This window comes from Frigoribacterium sp. PhB118 (assembly GCF_003751725.1).
GTDB lineage: Bacteria > Actinomycetota > Actinomycetes > Actinomycetales > Microbacteriaceae > Frigoribacterium.
In genome coordinates this window covers 225,450-243,406 of the sequence record NZ_RKID01000001.1, presented here as the reverse complement: position 1 = coordinate 243,406, position 17,957 = coordinate 225,450, and the positions used below count along the sequence as shown (strand labels likewise).

Here is a 17,957-nt window from a genome sequence, read left to right as displayed (position 1 = left end):
CATTACTGACCGTGGGCGCTACGCCCCCGGGCTTCACTAAGGTCGCCTACTGTCAGAGCTGGCGACCTACTCCGGGCGGTCCCAACACATGCGTGCCCACGACTCTTGAGGGGAGTCATTTTGCCCGGCATGGGCAAAGAAGGTCGTAGAGGCCAGTACGGTCATGTCAGGGGAGGTAGCTGCGCTCTGACTCTGCCCGGGGTCGCGCGTCAGCTAATCGCATGAGCACATCGGACGCCACCGCAAACGCGGCGCGACTTACAGCGAGCGACCTAGTGCCTGATGAACCCCTACGAGGCTCGGGGAAAAATCCGATCGCCGACAGCCAGGACCTCCTGCACCACCGCGTGATAGCGAGGAAAGTTGCCGAGCTAGCAACCTCGGCAAACGGCAAGGCCAACATCGCGCTTTTTGGCCCGTGGGGTGCTGGTAAGAGCAGCTTCAACGAGCTTCTTGGGGAAGAACTAAAGTCCGGTCCCTCCAAAGCTCTTCACATTACGTTCGATGCTTGGAAGAACGCCGGAGACGGATTTCGCACGAACTTTCTAAGCGAACTTGCGCGGCAAATACCGAATGCTGATCGCACGGTCTCGGACCAGCTCTTCCAAGCAACAACGCAAGTAAGCTTCCCCTTTATTAAGGGTGTCCGTGGAGGCAAAGGCCCGGCACTGATCGCCGCTGCGATCTTGGTCTTCCTGTTCCTCCTTCTGCCTCTCGCATGGACGGCTCTGGGTGCCATGAACGAACCCAGCCCCAATTTCGTCAACGCTTGGCTACGGAACGTTGGCGCATGGTCCGGTTTTGCAGTCAGTTCAAGTCTCTTGCTGGCTGTCAGCGCCACTCTCGTTGAGCTGTCCAAGGTCACCGTCTCGAAATCGACTCCAAGCCACGTCGCCCAGTTCAGCGTGCTCTTCAACAAGCTGCTCAGCACTGATCCCAAACGTCGCTACGTCATCTTCATCGACGAACTGGACAGGTGCGGGAAAAAGGACGTCATGGCAACCCTGGAGGGACTTCGAACCTTTCTCGGCCACGATCGATGCGTCTTTGTGGTGGCTTTTGATCGCGCGGCCATCGCGACGACGATCGCTGAAGAAATGGAGCACGCCGCCCCTAGTCAGTCCATTTCCCCCTACTACCGGACGAGTGGTGAGTATCTCGACAAGATCTTCCAATTCCAGTTGGCCCTGCCACCGCAGCCTCCCCACACGTTCCGCCGATACGCTCTGTCGCTGGTTCGAGACCGCGGCGGGGTCTGGGCTCAACTAAAGGAATACCAAGATGGCCTCCTTGACCGCGTGGTGGCCGTTCTCTCGCCTATGCACCTGGCAAGTCCCCGCCGGACGAAGGTCCTACTTAACGACTTCGCAGTGAACGCGCGCCTCTTCGAAAGCCTCGGCTTCGACTGGCTTCACAGGGCTGAAGAAATAGCCGTCCTGACCGTTCTGCAGACTGAGTTCCCGAAGTTGATGGCCGATATCGAACGGGCCCCGTCACTCATGCGTTTCTTGTACAGGGAAGAGGAACCCACTCGGCCGGAGATCAAGGAGCTGCTCGACCAATACCACGGCGCAGACACGAGGGAGCCGAGTGATGTCGAGCTTGACCAGGTAGTCAAGAGCCGCGACTCGAGCGGCGTGGCCCGAGATTTGCAGCGCAACCTCAGCCGATACCTGCGTCGCCTGCGCGAAATGGGGGCGCCCGAGCCGCGGGTTGATTTGATCTTGATGCACTCGGACGGGAACCTGCTTCACTTCGAGGACCCAGACGTATACAACGAGGTCCTTCTCGCGGCGGACCTTCCGAGAAAAGATGTGGTCGAAGCCCTTTCCCTAGCTTCCGTAGGAGATCGCGCGCTGGCTATTGACCACATCTTGGAACAAGCGGAACCTGAGTCGTCCCAGATTGCACTTAGCCTTCGCGTACTGGCTGGCGAACTTGCTACCGAGCTACCGTCGATCTCTATCTCAACTGCGTCGAACCTTCAGGCTGGCATGTCTGGCGGGCTCAAGGGACACAGCCAGACGAGCTTGGAGGGGTACGCAAGGGCTGTCGCTGTGTCATACAGCGACGACAGTTCCACGCAGCTTCTCGATGCGGCCGCGAAGCTTTCGGATGCCGCCGTCGAAGCCGTTGTTTCACGGTTTGTGGAGGACCTGACGCCTGAAGATTGGCGTTCCATCGAACCGGCCGTGTTGGGGCAGTCTCTCGGCAGGGCGGCCCGACTGCCCGCGGCTGTCGCCGCTGTCCTGCGACGACAGGGAAACAGACCTTCCTCTGCGCTGAACGATGACGAGGTCAATGAACTAGCTGCGGGCCTATCCATAGCCGAGCCTGTCACGGTCGAAGCAGCAGTGGCGACTGCTGCTGCGCGCCAAGAAGCGGAAGCCCAGAACGCACTCCTGTCGGAGCGGTTCGAAGAGGAACGAGAACAGGTTCGCGCTGCGACAGAGACCGTGTTGGGGGTCTGGCCACAGCTCCCCCCGGAGAGCGGTGCGCGCCGCAGTGTTCTAAACGCTCTGCGTCGCGCCCATGATGGAACCAGCTGGCACTTGGACGTTCATGACCGCCTGATCCGGGAAACCATTGAAGCGGGGTATGCCGAAGCTGCAAATGCGCATCTCCTGACCGCAATCGCAGCCTTGCCTCACCTCGCCGCGGGACGCTGGCGCAACCTTCTCTCAAGCACTTCCTGGGTCGAAGCCGGGTTGAAAGCTGAAGCTCTTGATGCCGTTGTGGACCGAGCGACGAGCAATAAAGACGTGGCCACCCGCTCGAACGGAGCGCACAACGCCTTCCGGCTGGCGTCACTTCCCTCAGATCCTGTATCTGGCGAGACGCTCTTGATCAAAGTGATGGGTGCGATCGAGCCGGGATGGGACGAATACACAGATGACCGCTTCGAGTACCTGGCCAGACTTCTGGACGCCCTTGACCTGCTTAGAGACCCCCTTACACAGACCACCGAGGCTCGCGTTCGCCTCTTCGTCGATGCGGTCACTTCGGCGCAGGAAGAGGACGCGTCAGTCGAGCAGATTTTCAACGCTGCTGAAGCGCTAGACCCCACCGAGGCGGCCCACGTCGCAGACGGCCTATTCCAGGCGCAACTTTGGACTGAGGACTACTCCCACCGTTCACTTCGCGTGCTGCTTGCGGCCCAGGAGCGAGCCTTGGCCGCGGGCATCAAGTCCCAGTCGCCGCCCGCCAACGCCATACGAGCACTCGATGGCACGGCCCACAGAAAGCAGATTGCTGACGCTTGGCTAGGGACTACACCAACCACTGCAGAGTATCGAGTACTTCTTCAAGCGACGACCTTCTCAGCAGCGGCATGGACGACGTTTGGTGAGCGTGTCACCTCGGACCGCCGGGCCGAAGCTTGGCAACTATTGATCGGAGTGGGCGCGACAGCCGAAACTCTCCGGGCTCTTAGTCGCCGCGGTCAACCTCTTCACGTGTACGAGAAGGCGGCTGCAGATGTGCGGGACGCCGGATCGAGATCAACGCGGGAGGCTGCCCTCGACAGGCTCCTCGCACTGCCTGTCGACGGCGACGCAGGCGGTGTCGCGCAAGCACTCGTAAAGGGCATGGCACTTGAGGGAAAGCGGACCGAAATGCCCTTGGGTGTGAGGCTAATCAAGGCCTACGATCCCGTCTGGTCGCGAAGCACCGTCTCGACGCTCAGGCCCCAGTTCACTGACTGGGCAGAGGCCGCGGAATCTTACATTCCCCAGCGCGATAAGAGCTGGCTTGCACGCAGTGGATATATCGCCAAGAAGTCGTCTATTCGTAAGCAGATCTTCGGCCCACGGAAGTAGCTCGGGCGTGCTCCCGCGAGGCAGCCCGGTAGCGAGCTGGGTGACGGGTCGTTGCTACCTGCGTGTATAAGCGATCGCGAGCCTCAGCCCGTTCGTCAGGGGATGCGCGAAGGCAGCCCATCGAGCCAGTAACTTGCCGCGTTTAACGCTTTGTTGTCCCCCGCTTTTCCCACCGGTTTCTCTACCTGAAGACCATTTTCGCCGGCACACCTCAGAACCAAGGAGGCTCTTCTGGTCGATTAATTGACTTTCCGGCCGCCGCTCGAGGCTAATAGACAACAGTCCATGCCCCCATGGCCCGATTGCGATAAGGCCCTTATCCAGTTACTTAGAGAGGGGCGGCGGAAGCGCTCCCCGCTGACGCACGCCGCGCCTCCTCGGAGTTTCCTGGTCGCATGACGACCGACACGACCCCCACACCGCCCGACGACGCGCATCGCCGACCCCACGGGCTCGACGACGACACCGTCGCGGCGCTCGGCGAGCTCTCCGCCGCGCTCGAGATCGTCGAGCAGGCCCGTGGATTCCTCTACGGATTCCACCGACTGACCGGCAAGGCCGACCTCGCCCTCGGCGATGCCGTCGAATCTCTGCGCCGGGCCGGGCACGACGAGATCGCCGACCTGCTGGACCGGGACCTCGTCGGTCGCAACGTCGCCGAGGGACGCTGGACCTACCAACTCGTCGAGGACTACGACGACGGCTACTACGCCGCCTTCCGCGACCATGAGAAGAACGTACGTGATTCCTTGGCGGACGGCAAGAAGCACCTCTTCGAGGCCGAGATGAAGGAGGCGCGGCGCAGCCACGGACGGCGCCACCACGAGGCGCTCCCCCGCGAGACCGCCGTCGACCTCGGGAGCAGCACGGACGGCGCGGTCGGCCCCTCCGCCTGAGAGGATGGTGCGATGACTCCTCCGCCGATCGACGGGCCCCGCATCGAGGCCGCCGTGCTCGAACTGCTCGCCGCGATCGGTGAGGACGTCGACCGGCCCGGGCTCGAGTCGACCCCCCGACGCGTGGCCGACGCCTACGCCGAGTTCTTCTCGGGGCTCACGGTCGACGCGGCCGAACTCGTCCGCCAGGCCACCGTCCCGGCCGAAGCGCACCAGCTGGGCGAGGTCGTGATCGTTCGCGACATCTCGTTCCGGTCGGTGTGCGAGCACCACCTGCTGCCCTTCGTCGGCGTCGCTCACGTGGCCTACGTCCCGGGCGAGACGATCGTCGGCTTGGGTGCGCTCCCCCGCGTGGTCGACGCGGTCGCCTCGCGCCCCCAGCTCCAGGAGCGGCTCGGCGAGGAGATCGCCGAGGCCGTGGAGACCGGCGCCCGCCCCGACGGCGTCCTCGTGGTGCTCGACGCCTCGCACGGATGCGTCACGACCCGGGGCCCCCGTCAGACGGGCAGCACGACGGTGACGCTCGCGAGCCGGGGCGTCCTGTCCACGCCGTCGGCGCGGGCCGAGGCGGTCGCCCTGATCGGCACCTCCCGTGGCTGAGGCGGCCGCTCCCTCCCCCGCGGCCGACCCCGCCGGATTCGCCGTGCCGCCCCTCCTCGTCCCCCGCCGCCGCATCGGGTCGCGGACCTTCGACTTCTCGCACCAGGTCGCCGTGATGGCGATCGTCAACCGCACGCCCGACTCGTTCTTCGACCGTGGCGCCACCTTCGCCCTCGACCGCGCCGTGGAGGCCGCCGTGGACGCGGCCGAGGCGGGCGCCGACTGGGTCGACATCGGGGGCGTCCCCTTCGCGCCCGGGCCCGAGCTGTCCGCCTCCGACGAACTCGACCGGGTGCTGCCCGTGGTGGAGGCGCTCGCGAGCCGGTCCGACGTCGTCATCTCGGTCGACACCTTCCGCCCCGAGGTCGCCGAACGCGTCATCGCCGCCGGGGCGCACGTCGTCAACGACACCACGGGGCTCCACGATCCGCGCCTGGCCGACGTGGTCGCCGACAGCGAGGCCACGCTCGTCGTCACCCACAGCCTGGCGGCACCACGGCGTCCGCATCCCCGTCCGCACTACGGCGACGTCGTGACCGAGGTCGTCGAGTTCCTCGCGCGGCGGGTCGACGTCGCCCGTGCCCACGGCGTGCCCGACGACAGACTCGTCGTCGATCCGGGGCACGACCTGAACAAGACGACCCGGCACTCGCTCGAACTCACCCGGCGCCTGTCCGAGGTGGCGGCCCTGGGTCACCCGACGCTCGCCGCGGTGTCCAACAAGGACTTCGTCGGCGAGTCGCTCGGTCGCGACAAGCCCGACCGCCTGGCGGGCTCGCTCGCGGCGGCCACGGTGAGCGTGCTGCAGGGCGCACGCATCGTCCGCATGCACGACGTCCGGGCCAGCGTCGACGCCGTCCGGATGATCGAGGCGATCCTCGGCTGGCGGGACCCCCTCGTCGAGCGCCACAACCTCGACGAGGACGCCTCGTGACCGCGACCACCCTCGTGCAGCTGCACCCCGCTCCCCCGGTCGGCCGTGGCGCACTGACGATCGACGACCTCGTCGAGCTCCACCGGCCCCACGACCGGACGACGCCGTCCGTGCGGGCGAACTTCGTCGCCAGCGTCGACGGATCGGCGACGGCGGCCGGCAGGACGCGCGACCTGGGCGGGCCGGCCGACCTGCTCGTCTTCGACCTGCTGCGCCGACTCTGCGACGTGGTCGTGGTCGGGGCGGGCACGGTCCGCGACGAGGGCTACGGCCCGATGCGACTCGACGACGAGGCCGTCGCCTGGCGTCGAGCCGCGGGCCTGTCCGACCATCCCGTCTTCGCCGTGGTCTCGAGCGGACTCGGCCTCGACCCGACGAGCGGCGTGTTCGCGGACGCCCCGGTCCGCCCCCTGGTGCTCACCCACGACGCGGCACCTCGCGCGGCTCGGGCCCGACTCGACGAGGTCGCCGACGTCGTGTCGTGCGGTCGCGACCGGGTGGACCCGCGCCTCCTCGTCCGGGTCCTGGTCGAGCGAGGGCTTCCCCAGATCCACACCGAAGGAGGCCCGGCGTTGCTCGGCGACCTCGTCGCCGCCGACGTCGTCGACGAGCTGTGCCTCACCGTGTCGCCCAACCTCGAGGGCGGAGCCGGCCCGCGCATCGTCGCGGCCCGCGACGAGATGGCCCTCCGCGGCCTCGCCCTCGACCACGTCCTGGTGTCGGGCGACATGCTCCTCACGAAATGGTCGCGACGGCGCTAGGTCGCGGCCGCGCGACGCGAGGTCAGGAGGCGCGGGCTCCGCGGGCGATCAGCTCGCCTTCTCGCCGAAACCGCCTTCGATCAAGGCGATGAGGTCGTCCACGGCGGCCGCGGCGTCGGGACCGGTCGCCATGACGGCCACCGCCGAACCGACGCCCACGTTCAACCCCATGATGCGGAGCAGGCTCTTGGCGTCGACGCCGTTGACCGTGACGTCGGCCTGGAACCGAGACGCGTGCGTGACGAGGTCGGCGGCGGGACGGGCGTGCAGCCCCGACGCGTTGACGAGGACGGCCGAGCGCTCGACGGCGTCGCCACCTCGGAGGTCGCGCTCGTCGGCGTGCGCGTCGGCGACTCCGGTGGCCGTCCGGGCGGCCGCCGCCACGGCCTCGAGGTCTCCCCCGGTCTCGGCGGAGACGGCCGCGGCGACCGTTCCCTCGACCAGTGGCGCATCGGCGATGAGCACCCGCTGCTTGTCGGCGTCGTCGAGGAAGTCGACGGCCGTCTCGCTCGTCAGGATGGCGGAACCGAGGTCGCAGAGCACGACCGCCCCGCCGCCCCGCCCGGCCTCGGCCAGGGCGGCGGAGATCTTGTCGAAGCTGGTGCCGATGGACCCGTCGTCCGTCCCTCCGGCGGCCACGAGGGTGGTCGTGGGGGCCATCTGGCGAGCGAGGTCGACCACGCCCTCGGCGATCTTGACACTGTGCGAGACGACGACGATTCCGATGGTGGGCATGCTCAGGACTCCTTGCTCGAGCCGTCCGCGGCGTCGGCCGCGGCGGCGATGATGAGGGACGACGACTGCGCGCCGGGATCGCGGTGACCCACGGCACGCTCGCCGAGGTAGCTGGCTCGGCCCTTGCGGGCGACGAGGGGTTCGGTCGAGGCGGCACCGGTCGCCGCGGCGTCCGCTGCGGCACGGAGGACGCCTGCGGGCGAGGCACCGTCCGCAGCTGCGGCGGCTGCTGCGTCGACGGCCGGGGTCCACGCGTCGATCATGGTCTTGTCGCCGACCTCGGCCTTGCCCCTCAGCACGACACCGTCGCGGGCCGCGGTCAGGAAGGCGACCAGCGCCTCCGCGTCCAGCTCCGTGGCGTCGCCCAGGGCCGCCGACCCCTTCAGGTACGCCGTGCCCAGCAGGGGGCCCGACGCGCCACCGACCGTCGAGATGAGCGTCGTGGCGACGAGTTTGAGGGCTGCTCCGGGCGTCGCGTCGGCGGGGAGGTCGGCGAGCCGGGCGCGCACGGCGGTGAAGCCGCGGGACAGGTTCTCGCCGTGGTCGCCGTCGCCGATCTGGCGGTCGAGTTCACTGAGGGCCGTGTGGTGGGCGGCGACGACGTCGGCCGTCCGGTCGATCCAGGCCCGGGTCCAGGTGGCGTCGAGTGTCATGCGGTGGTCGTTCCTCTCATCGTGCAGTGGTTCGGTGATGCGGCGCGGCGTGCCCTGCTCTCGGCGTCCACGCGGACGCCTACCGGCCCCGGCGCAGGGCCGCGGTCTCGACCGGGGCGTCCCAGAGCTCGGCCAGCTCGTCGTCGAGGCGGGTCACCGTGATCGACATGCCCTGCATCTCGAGCGAGGTGACGTACGAACCGACGAGGCTGCGGTACACCTCGACTCCTCGTGCTTCGAGGGCCTCGGCCGCACGACGGTAGGCGATGTAGAGCTCGACGAGCGGCGTGCCGCCCATGCCGTTGACGAAGAGCAGCACCCGCTCGCCGGAGGCGAGTCCCAGATCGTCGGTGACGGCGTCGAGCAGCCGGTCGACGATGGCGTCGACCGGTTCGAGCGGGATGCGCTCTCGGCCCGGTTCGCCGTGGATGCCGATCCCGATCTCGACCTCGTCGTCGGCCAGCGTGAAGCTCGGCTCACCGGCATGGGGGACGGTGCCCGCGGTGAGGGCGACGCCCATCGACCTGGTCGCCGCGTTCGTGCGTCGGGCCACCTCGGCGACGGCGTCGAGCGAATCGCCCCGCTCGGCCGCGGCACCGGCGGTCTTCTCGACCACGACCGTGCCGGCGACGCCTCGGCGACCGGCGGTGTAGAGGGAGTCCTTGACCGCGACGTCGTCGTCGACCACCACCGAGCGCACCTGGATGCCCTCGGCCTCCACGAGGTCGGCAGCCGTCTCGAAGTTGAGAACGTCGCCCGTGTAGTTCTTGACGATGTAGAGGACGCCCGCTCCGGCGTCCACCGCCTGCGTGGCGGCGACGATCGGATCGGGCGTGGGCGACGTGAACATCGGACCCGGCACGGCGGCCGAGAGCATGCCGAAGCCGACGAACCCCGCGTGCAACGGTTCGTGACCGCTGCCGCCGCCGCTCACGATCGCGACCTTGCCGGCCACGGGAGCCGCCGATCGGCGGACGAACGTCGGGTCGTGCGAGACGACCACGAGGTCCGCGTGAGCCGCGCCGAAGCCGGCCACGGCCTCGGCGACGACGTCGGACGGATCGTTGATGAGCTTCTTCATCGAAGTCCCTTTCTCGGCGCCGGGAACGGTGCTCTGGTGCACCAGGCTGCCGCTCAACCTACTCCCGGCACCCCCTGATGCACATATGTGCAATCACCGGATCTTTCCTTCTCATCACGTGTGATCACCGCACTAAGGTGTTGACACACGCTCACCGCGGGTGCACTGTCGCCCCGCCGTACGACAAGGAAGGTCGACGTGAACCTGGGATTGATTTTTCTTTCAGAAACGGTGGGCACCGCATTGCTGCTCACCCTCGGTGGCGGAGTCGTCGCCAACGTCGCCCTGACGAAGACGAAGGGCTTCAACGGCGGCACGCTCATGGTCAACTTCGGCTGGGGCCTCGCGGTCTTCGTCGGCATCCTGGCCTCGTACTCGTCCGGGGCGCACCTCAACCCGGCCGTCAGCATCGCCCAGCTGATCCTCGGCAACATCACGTTCGCCGCGTTCCTCGTCTACGTCGCGGCGCAGATGGTCGGTGCGATCATCGGTGCGGTCGTCGTTTGGCTGGCCTACAAACAGCACTTCGACGAGGAGCCCGACCCGGCCACCAAGCTCGGCGTGTTCTCGACCGGCCCGGCCATCCGCAACTACGGCTGGAACCTCGTCACCGAGATCATCGGCACCTTCGTGCTGGTCTTCACGATCATCGCCATCACCAACGGCGCCTCCCCGAACGCCGCGAACCTCGGCCCGCTCGGCGGCCTGGCAGTCGCACTCCTCGTGGTCGGCATCGGCGCCTCGCTCGGTGGTCCCACGGGCTACGCCATCAACCCGGCCCGCGACCTCGGCCCGCGCATCGCCCACGCCTTCCTGCCCATCAAGGGCAAGGGCGGCAGCGACTGGTCCTACGCCTGGGTGCCGGTCGTCGGCCCCCTCGTCGGCGGCGCCCTCGCGGCACTGCTGTCCTTCCCGCTCCTCCCCCTGGCCGCCTGACCCGGCGACCCGCTGATCGGCCGAGGCCGGCTCCCCCGAGCCGTCCGACGCCCATCGATCCACCCGCTCCCCGCAGAGGCTCGGGCCCGTCCGCTCCACTGGACCGACCCGGGCCTCCGTGCGAGCCGCATCCATCAACGACGAAGGAGTTCCACCCGTGAGCGACACCGACTACATCCTGGCCATCGACCAGGGAACGACCAGCACCCGCGCCATCATCTTCGACCACTCGGGCTCGATCGTGGCCACCGGCCAGAAAGAGCACGAGCAGATCTTCCCCCGTGCCGGCTGGGTCGAGCACGACCCCGCCGAGATCTGGGAGAACACCCGCGAGGTCATCGGTCAGGCCCTCTCCCGGGCCGACATCACGCGCCACAACATCAAGGCCGTCGGCATCACCAACCAGCGCGAGACCGCCGTGGTCTGGGACAAGACCACCGGCAAGGCCGTCTACAACGCCATCGTCTGGCAGGACACCCGCACGCAGTCCATCGTCGACCGCCTGGCCGCCGACGGTGGCGTCGAGCGCTTCAAGCCGATCGTCGGCCTGCCGCTCGCGACCTACTTCTCGGGCACGAAGGTCGTCTGGATCCTCGAGAACGTCGAGGGCGCCCGCGAGAAGGCCGAGGCGGGCGACCTGCTCTTCGGCACGACCGACACCTGGGTCCTCTGGAACCTCACCGGCGGCACCGACGGCGGCGTCCACGTCACCGACGTGACGAACGCCTCGCGCACCCTCTTCATGGACCTCGAGACGCTCGAGTGGCGCGACGACATCCTCGAGGCCTTCGACGTGCCGAGGTCGATGCTCCCCGAGATCAAGAGCTCGTCCGAGGTCTACGGCACGGTCGAGGCCTCGAGCCTGCTGCGCGAGGTGCCCATCGCCGGCATCCTCGGCGACCAGCAGGCCGCCACCTTCGGCCAGGCCGCCTTCGACCAGGGCGAGTCGAAGAACACGTACGGCACCGGCAACTTCCTGATCTTCAACACAGGCGAAGAGATCGTCCACTCGAAGAACGGGTTGCTCACGACGCTCGGTTACAAGCTCGGCGACGCCGCACCCCACTACGCCCTCGAGGGGTCCATCGCGGTCACGGGTTCGCTGATCCAGTGGCTGCGCGACAACCTGGGCATGATCGGCTCCGCCCCCGAGGTCGAGGAGCTCGCCAAGACCGTCGAGGACAACGGCGGAGTGTACTTCGTGCCCGCCTTCTCGGGTCTGTTCGCGCCCTACTGGCGGTCCGACGCGCGTGGCGCCCTCGTCGGCCTCACCCGCTACGTCAACAAGGGCCACATCGCCCGCGCCGCCCTCGAGGCGACCGCGTTCCAGACCCGCGAGGTGCTCGACGCGGTCAACGCCGACTCCGGTGTCGACCTGACCGAGCTCAAGGTCGACGGTGGCATGACCGCCAACGACGCGCTCATGCAGTTCCAGGCCGACATCCTCGACGTCCCGGTCGTCCGTCCCGTGGTCGCCGAGACCACCGCGCTCGGAGCGGCCTACGCGGCCGGTCTCGCGGTCGGCTTCTGGGAGACCCTCGACGACCTCCGTGCCAACTGGCAGGAGGACAAGCGCTGGACGCCGAACATCGACGCCGACGAGCGTGACCGCACGCTCCGTCTCTGGAAGAAGGCCGTCACGAAGACCTTCGACTGGGTCGACGACGACGTCAACTGATCCTCCGCGCGAAGGGCCCGTCCGATCGGACGGGCCCTTCGTCGTGCGCCCGTCCGAGGACGAGGAGGCACGGTTCGTCTCAGGAGGCGCGGGTCGCCGCCACCCACTGGTCCAGTTTCGCGATCGCCGCCCCCGAGTCGACGGCGCGGGCCGCGACGTCCAGCTGCTCCCGGAAGCGGGCGAGGAGCGGCCGTTCGCGCTGGCCCGGGTCCGCGGCCAGCCCGTACGAGACCAGTCCGGCCGCCGCGTTGAGCAGCACGATGTCGCGGACGGGGCCGCGCTCCCCCGCCAGCACCTCGCGGGCGACGGCCGCGTTGTACGCCGCGTCGCCGCCGACGAGGTCGGAGATGCGCGCCCGCGGGATGCCCAACTCGAGCGGGTCGAGGTCGTGCTCGGTCACCGAGCCTCCGGTGACCTCCCAGATGTGGCTGTGACCGGTGGTGGTCAACTCGTCGAGGCCGTCGTCGCCGCGGAACACGAGCGCCGTCGCGCCCCGGGTCTGGAACACGCCCACGATCAGCGGCACCTTGTCGAGCGACGCGACGCCGACCGCACTCGCCTCGGGTCGTGCCGGGTTCACGAGGGGCCCCAGGAAGTTGAAGACCGTCGGGACGCCGATCTCACGCCGCACGGCGGCGGCGTTGCCGAAGCCCGGGTGGAAGGCGGCCGCGAAGGCGAAGGTCAGCCCGGCTTCGCGCAGGACCTCGGCCACACGGTCGGCGCCGATGGTCAGGTCGATGCCGAGGGCCGACAGGACGTCCGAGGAACCGGACGACGAACTCGCCGCCCGGTTGCCGTGCTTGATGACGGGCACGCCGGTGGCCGCCACGACGACGGAGGCCATGGTCGAGACGTTGACCGTCCCGAAACGGTCTCCGCCCGTGCCGACGATGTCGACGGCCATGCTGTCGACCGGCAGGGCCACGGCGTGGGCGAGGACGGCGTCGCGGAACCCCACGATCTCGTCCACCGTCTCCCCCTTGGCCCGCAGGGCCACGAGGAAGGCCCCGAGCTGGGCCGGGGTGACGTCGCCGGTCATGACCTGCTCCATCGACCACGTCGCCTCGCTGATCGAGAGGTCGCGACCGACGAGGAGCGCGTCGATGATCAGGGGCCAGGTGAGCTCGGAGGTCATGCGCCCAGGCTACCGGCGGAGCACGGGCGGCTCCGATGTCTCGGCGTCAAGGGAAATTCCCGACCCGGGGTTTCGAGCGCAAACCCAAAGCGACTTACCAGGCATAATGGACCTCGTGACAAGTACCTCTCTCTCGAGACCTTCTGGCGGCCCCGTCGTCAATCGACCCAGCACGGTTGCCGTGGGCACCATCGTGTGGCTCGGCAGCGAGGTCATGTTCTTCGCCGGCCTCTTCGCGATCTACTTCACGCTCCGCTCGACGTCTCCGGGCCTGTGGGCCGACCAGACGGCGCTGCACAACGTGCCGTTCGCGCTGACCAACACCATCACCCTGGTGCTGTCCTCGGTCGCCTGCCAGTTCGGCGTGTTCGCGGCCGAGCGCATGCAGCCGCACCGTACCGGCCGCCTGTTCCAGGTCGGCCGCTGGGGCATGGTCGAGTGGTTCTTCCTCACCTACGCCATGGGCGCGGTCTTCGTCTGCGGCCAGGTGTTCGAGTACGCGACGCTGATCTCCGAGCACGTCACCCTCAGCTCCAGCGCCTACGGCTCGGCCTTCTACATGACGACCGGCTTCCACGGCGCCCACGTCATCGGTGGCCTCATCGCCTTCCTGCTCACCATCGGTCGTGCCTACGCAGTCAAGAACTTCGGGCACAAAGAGGCCACGACGGCCATCGTCGTGTCGTATTACTGGCACTTCGTCGACGTCGTCTGGATCGGCCTCTTCATCGTCATCTACCTCCTCAAATAGGCATTGGATCGTCTGCACAGCATGTTCTCCAGAACCTCGTCCTCCCGACGCACCAAGAAGGCTGGCCGTCGCGGCCCCGTCGCCACCGCCTCCCTCCTGCTCGTCGGTCTGCTCACCACGGGCGGTGCCTACGCGCTCTTCTCCTCGACCGCCTCGGCAGACGAGAGCAGCGCCACCGCCACGTCGCAGCAGAGCATCGACGAGGGTCAGAAGCTCTTCGCCTCGAACTGTGCGACCTGCCACGGTCTGAGCGCCGCCGGCACCGACAGCGGTCCCAGCCTGATCGGCGTCGGGGCGGCGTCGGTCGACTTCCAGGTCGGCACCGGTCGCATGCCCATGGCCGTGAACGGTCCTCAGGCCGAACAGAAGCCCACGCAGTTCTCCGACGAGCAGGTCGCCGCCATGGCCGCCTACGTCGCCTCCCTCGCCCCGGGTCCGGCCATCCCCGACGAGTCGCTGCTCCAGGCCGACGGCGACACGACCAACGGCGCCGAGCTGTTCCGCATCAACTGCGCCATGTGCCACAACGTGGCCGGTGCGGGTGGCGCGCTCACCCAGGGCAAGTTCGCCCCCGCACTCGACGGCGTCACCGCCCACCACATCTACGAGGCCATGCAGACGGGCCCGCAGAACATGCCGGTCTTCAACGACCTCAACCTGTCGCCCCAAGACAAGGCCGACATCATCACGTACCTCAAGTACGTCGAGAACAACCCGTCGCCGGGTGGATTCGAGCTCGGGAGCCTCGGCCCCGTCGCCGAAGGTCTCTTCATCTGGATCTTCGGGCTCGGTGCGATCGTCGCGATCACCATCTGGCTGACCGCCCGGTCGAACTGACCCGCGTTCTCTCCGTACTTCACGAAAGGCAGAATCAATGGCAGAGCACGACGACGAGGCCCCCACGGCGGGCTCGGCTGTCGAGAAGCGCGAGCCTCGACAGGTCTCGGCCGGCACGGCGGTCGTGACGTCCGACGTGTTCCAGAACCCGGGTGAACCGCCCCACCGCGACCGCGTCACCGACATCGACCCCAAGGTCGAGAAGCGTGCGGAGCGTCAGGTCAGCCTGTTCTTCTTCCTGTCGATCGTCGGCAGCATCGCGGCCATCGGCGCGTACGTGGCCTTCCCGATCACGTCGGGTGACTCCGGCTCGGTCCGCCTGAACAACCTGTTCCTGGGCCTCGGGATCGCCCTCGGTCTGTTGTCCGTCGGAATCGGTGCGGTGCACTGGTCCAAGACCCTCATGCCGGCGCGAGAGATCACCGAGATGCGCCACGACACGCGTGGCTCCGAGCCGACGCGTGAGAAGGCCGTCGAGGTCTTCGCACTGGGCAATCACGAGAGCGGCTTCGGTCGTCGTTCGCTGATCCGCAACAGCCTGATCGGCGCTATCGTCGCGACGCCCCTCCCCGCCGTGGTTCTGTTCCGCGACCTCGCACCTGCGGAAGACCCCAACGCGGTCCTCCGCCACACCTTGTGGGAAGAAGGCATGCACCTCGCCGCCGACCCCTCCGGGACCCGCATCAAGGCGTCGGACGTCACCCTCGGTTCCGTGTTCCACGTCATCCCCGAGAACCTCAACGAATCAGAACACCTGCTCGAAGAGAAAGCCAAAGCGGCCGTCCTTCTCATGCGCCTGAAGCCGGAAGACCTCAACCCGGCCGAGGGACGCGAAGACTGGCAGTACGACGGAATCGTCGCCTACTCGAAGATCTGCACGCACGTCGGGTGCCCCGTGGCCCTCTACGAACAGCAGACACACCACCTGCTCTGCCCCTGCCACCAGTCCACGTTCGACGTGACGAACAACTGCGAAGTCATCTTCGGGCCCGCCAAGCGCCCCCTGCCGCAGCTGCCCATCACGGTCGACGCCGACGGGTACCTCGTCGCGCAGAGCGACTTCCACGAACCTGTGGGCCCGAGCTTCTGGGAGCGCGAAAAGTGATCACCACCACCCCGGCACACGGTGCCGAACCGGCCACGTCCGAGAACATCGGCAAGGCCCCTGCCTTCGCACCGACGAAGACCAACAAATTCCTCGGCGCGACGGCCAACTACATCGACGAGCGCACGAGCATGTCCGGCCTGGTCAAAGAGGTGGGTCGCAAGATCTTCCCCGACCACTGGTCGTTCATGTTGGGCGAGGTCGCTCTCTACTCGTTCGTCGTGATCCTGCTCTCGGGCACGTTCCTGACGTTCTTCTTCCAGCCCTCGATGGCTGAGGTCAACTACAACGGTTCGTACGTTCCGCTCAAGGGCCTCAACATGTCGGCGGCGATGGCCTCGACGCTCGACATCTCGTTCGACATCCGTGGCGGCCTCCTGTTCCGCCAGATCCACCACTGGGCCGCTCTGCTGTTCGTGGCCGCGATCATGCTGCACATGCTGCGCGTCTACTTCACCGGCGCGTTCCGCAAGCCCCGCGAGATCAACTGGGTCGTCGGCTTCACGCTCTGGATCCTCGCGATGGCCGAGGGCTTCACCGGATACTCGCTTCCCGACGACCTCCTCTCCGGCAACGGTGCCCGCATCATCGACGGCATGATCAAGGGCATCCCCGTGATCGGCGTCTGGATCTCGTACCTCGTGTTCGGTGGAGAATTCCCGGGTACCGACATGGTCGGCCGGTTCTACTCGCTGCACATCATGCTGCTGCCCGCACTGTTGATCGCCCTCCTGGGCGTGCACCTGCTGTTGCTCATCATCAACAAGCACACGCAGTTCGCCGGCCCCGGTAAGACGAACCAGAACGTCGTGGGCGTGCCCGTCATGCCCGTGTTCGCAGCGAAGGCCGGTGGATTCTTCTTCATCGTCTTCGGCGTCATCGTGTTGATCGCCTCGCTGTTCACGATCAACCCCATCTGGAACTACGGCCCGTACGACCCCTCCCCCGTGTCGGCAGGTACGCAACCCGACTGGTACATCGGTTTCGCCGACGGTGCCCTTCGACTCGTTCCCCCGGGCTGGGAGTTCGTCGCCTTCGGTTACACGGTCTCCATGAACATCCTCGTGCCGATCACGGTCCTGGGTCTCTTCATCGTCGTCGTCCTGCTGTATCCGTTCTTCGAGGCCTGGGTGACCGGTGACAAGCGCGAGCACCACATCCTCGACCGGCCTCGCAACGCTCCGACGCGCACCGCGATCGGCGCCGCCGGCATCGTGTTCTACGCCAGCCTCTGGGCAGCGGCGAGCTCCGACATCATGGCGACGCACTTCCACCTGTCGCTGAACTACGTCATCCACGCGTGCCAGGCAGCCCTGATCATCGGGCCCTTCATCGCCTTCTGGGTCACGAAGCGGGTCTGCCTCGCCCTTCAGAAGAAGGACCGTGAGATCGCTCTCCACGGTTACGAGTCGGGACGCATCGTTCGACTGCCGGGTGGTGAGTACATCGAGGTGCACGAGCAGCTCGACGAGTACGAGCGCTGGCGCCTGCTCGACTTCAACGAGTACGAGCCCCTCATGGTCCGACCGAACGCCAACGGCAAGATCACGGCTCTGCAGCGGGCCCGAGCATCAGCGTCGTCGTTCTTCTTCGAGGACCGCATCGCCCCGGTGAAGCGTTCCGAGATCGAGGCATCGCACCACGACGAAGGACACTGACCTTCGGTAGCCCCTGGGCCCGGTCGCACATCGTGTGCGGCCGGGCCTTCGGCATTCCCGGGGTGGCTCACGGCAGTCCAGTCGGCCCACGCTCGCGCAGCCGATGAGTCCAACCGTTGGGTGAGATGGGATCTCCGGCGACAACCCCTCTGGACGTCATCGGATCGAGTGTCGAGACGCCGCGACAGCATCTTCCTCAGAACCGTCGAGGCTGAGACATCCCGGCCGACCGCACGAGCGGGCCTCCTCCGAACGATGCTGCGTGGTACCTGGCTATGATGACTCCTCCAGTCCTGCACGGAGTTGACACAGTGATCCCGGCCAGGGTGATCGGTACATCACCGCGGCCTGCGGCCAGGTTCTCAGCCACGACGTCATA

Annotated in this window: 15 protein-coding genes; 11 read left to right on the top strand and 4 right to left on the bottom strand. The window is 67.2% G+C overall.

Annotated elements, in window-relative coordinates:
* Nucleotides 1–221: 221 nt before the first annotated feature.
* From EDF21_RS01045 to EDF21_RS01025, 5 genes are all read left to right on the top strand, one after another.
* Complete coding sequence (locus tag EDF21_RS01045; protein WP_123570030.1) at nt 222–3,818, top strand: P-loop NTPase fold protein; 3,597 nt, start codon at nt 222–224, stop codon at nt 3,816–3,818.
* Nucleotides 3,819–4,213: 395 nt separating this feature from the next.
* The gene (locus EDF21_RS01040) at nt 4,214–4,714 is read left to right on the top strand and encodes a hypothetical protein (protein WP_123570029.1); all 501 of its coding nucleotides are present in this window, start codon (nt 4,214–4,216) and stop codon (nt 4,712–4,714) included.
* A gap of 12 nt (nt 4,715–4,726) precedes the next feature.
* Nucleotides 4,727–5,314, top strand: coding sequence for a GTP cyclohydrolase I (gene folE / locus EDF21_RS01035; protein ID WP_123570028.1), 588 nt, complete (start codon nt 4,727–4,729; stop codon nt 5,312–5,314).
* Nucleotides 5,307–6,248, top strand: coding sequence for a dihydropteroate synthase (gene folP / locus EDF21_RS01030; protein WP_233568311.1), 942 nt, complete (start codon nt 5,307–5,309; stop codon nt 6,246–6,248). The genes folE and folP overlap by 8 nt, the downstream gene beginning before the upstream one ends.
* Entirely contained in the window at nt 6,245–7,009 is a 765-nt protein-coding gene (locus EDF21_RS01025; protein WP_199736182.1) for a pyrimidine reductase family protein, read from the top strand. The genes folP and EDF21_RS01025 overlap by 4 nt, the downstream gene beginning before the upstream one ends.
* 48 nt (nt 7,010–7,057) lie before the next feature.
* On the opposite strand, the gene dhaM is transcribed toward EDF21_RS01025, so the two are convergent.
* The 3 genes from dhaM to dhaK all read right to left on the bottom strand — a co-directional run bounded on the left by dhaM (nt 7,058) and on the right by dhaK (nt 9,478).
* On the bottom strand, nt 7,058–7,744 hold the full coding sequence (dhaM, locus tag EDF21_RS01020) for a dihydroxyacetone kinase phosphoryl donor subunit DhaM (protein ID WP_123570027.1): 687 nt from the start codon (nt 7,742–7,744) through the stop codon (nt 7,058–7,060).
* A 2-nt stretch (nt 7,745–7,746) separates the two neighbouring features.
* Nucleotides 7,747–8,397 carry a dihydroxyacetone kinase subunit DhaL gene (gene dhaL / locus EDF21_RS01015; protein WP_056045063.1) on the bottom strand — a complete coding sequence of 217 codons (651 nt, stop codon included), beginning with the start codon at nt 8,395–8,397 and terminating at the stop codon, nt 7,747–7,749.
* A 79-nt stretch (nt 8,398–8,476) separates the two neighbouring features.
* Nucleotides 8,477–9,478 (bottom strand): dihydroxyacetone kinase subunit DhaK, encoded by a 1,002-nt coding sequence (gene dhaK / locus EDF21_RS01010; protein ID WP_056045061.1) that lies wholly within the window; start codon nt 9,476–9,478, stop codon nt 8,477–8,479.
* 198 nt (nt 9,479–9,676) lie between these two features.
* Between dhaK and EDF21_RS01005 the strand changes: the two genes are divergently transcribed.
* Both EDF21_RS01005 and glpK read left to right on the top strand, forming a co-directional pair.
* Nucleotides 9,677–10,414, top strand: a complete 738-nt coding sequence (locus EDF21_RS01005; RefSeq protein ID WP_123517649.1) for an MIP/aquaporin family protein — start codon at nt 9,677–9,679, stop codon at nt 10,412–10,414.
* A gap of 157 nt (nt 10,415–10,571) precedes the next feature.
* Entirely contained in the window at nt 10,572–12,092 is a 1,521-nt protein-coding gene (gene glpK, locus EDF21_RS01000) for a glycerol kinase GlpK (RefSeq protein ID WP_056045060.1), read from the top strand.
* Between the two features lie 79 nt (nt 12,093–12,171).
* On the opposite strand, the gene trpD is transcribed toward glpK, so the two are convergent.
* Nucleotides 12,172–13,227 carry an anthranilate phosphoribosyltransferase gene (gene trpD, locus EDF21_RS00995; protein ID WP_123570026.1) on the bottom strand — a complete coding sequence of 352 codons (1,056 nt, stop codon included), beginning with the start codon at nt 13,225–13,227 and terminating at the stop codon, nt 12,172–12,174.
* A 106-nt stretch (nt 13,228–13,333) separates the two neighbouring features.
* On the opposite strand from trpD, the gene EDF21_RS00990 reads away from it, so the two are divergent.
* From EDF21_RS00990 to EDF21_RS00975, 4 genes are read left to right on the top strand one after another with little or no spacing between them, the layout of a single operon-like run.
* Entirely contained in the window at nt 13,334–13,978 is a 645-nt protein-coding gene (locus EDF21_RS00990) for a heme-copper oxidase subunit III (protein ID WP_082460212.1), read from the top strand.
* Between the two features lie 21 nt (nt 13,979–13,999).
* Nucleotides 14,000–14,815, top strand: coding sequence for a c-type cytochrome (locus EDF21_RS00985; protein WP_056045057.1), 816 nt, complete (start codon nt 14,000–14,002; stop codon nt 14,813–14,815).
* A gap of 37 nt (nt 14,816–14,852) precedes the next feature.
* Nucleotides 14,853–15,920: a ubiquinol-cytochrome c reductase iron-sulfur subunit gene (locus tag EDF21_RS00980; protein WP_123570025.1), complete on the top strand. Its 1,068-nt coding sequence runs from the start codon at nt 14,853–14,855 to the stop codon at nt 15,918–15,920.
* A gap of 47 nt (nt 15,921–15,967) precedes the next feature.
* Complete coding sequence (locus EDF21_RS00975; protein ID WP_043595069.1) at nt 15,968–17,578, top strand: cytochrome bc complex cytochrome b subunit; 1,611 nt, start codon at nt 15,968–15,970, stop codon at nt 17,576–17,578.
* The last annotated feature ends 379 nt before the right edge of the window (nt 17,579–17,957 follow it).

Coding starts and splice junctions, on each gene's coding strand:
- EDF21_RS01045 (WP_123570030.1), top strand. CDS start 222: ATGAGCACATCGGACGCCACCGCAAACGCGGCGCGACTTACAGCGAGC.
- EDF21_RS01040 (WP_123570029.1), top strand. CDS start 4,214: ATGACGACCGACACGACCCCCACACCGCCCGACGACGCGCATCGCCGA.
- folE (WP_123570028.1), top strand. CDS start 4,727: ATGACTCCTCCGCCGATCGACGGGCCCCGCATCGAGGCCGCCGTGCTC.
- dhaM (WP_123570027.1), bottom strand. CDS start 7,744: ATGCCCACCATCGGAATCGTCGTCGTCTCGCACAGTGTCAAGATCGCC.
- dhaL (WP_056045063.1), bottom strand. CDS start 8,397: ATGACACTCGACGCCACCTGGACCCGGGCCTGGATCGACCGGACGGCC.
- dhaK (WP_056045061.1), bottom strand. CDS start 9,478: ATGAAGAAGCTCATCAACGATCCGTCCGACGTCGTCGCCGAGGCCGTG.
- trpD (WP_123570026.1), bottom strand. CDS start 13,227: ATGACCTCCGAGCTCACCTGGCCCCTGATCATCGACGCGCTCCTCGTC.
- EDF21_RS00990 (WP_082460212.1), top strand. CDS start 13,334: ATGGACCTCGTGACAAGTACCTCTCTCTCGAGACCTTCTGGCGGCCCC.
- EDF21_RS00985 (WP_056045057.1), top strand. CDS start 14,000: ATGTTCTCCAGAACCTCGTCCTCCCGACGCACCAAGAAGGCTGGCCGT.
- EDF21_RS00980 (WP_123570025.1), top strand. CDS start 14,853: ATGGCAGAGCACGACGACGAGGCCCCCACGGCGGGCTCGGCTGTCGAG.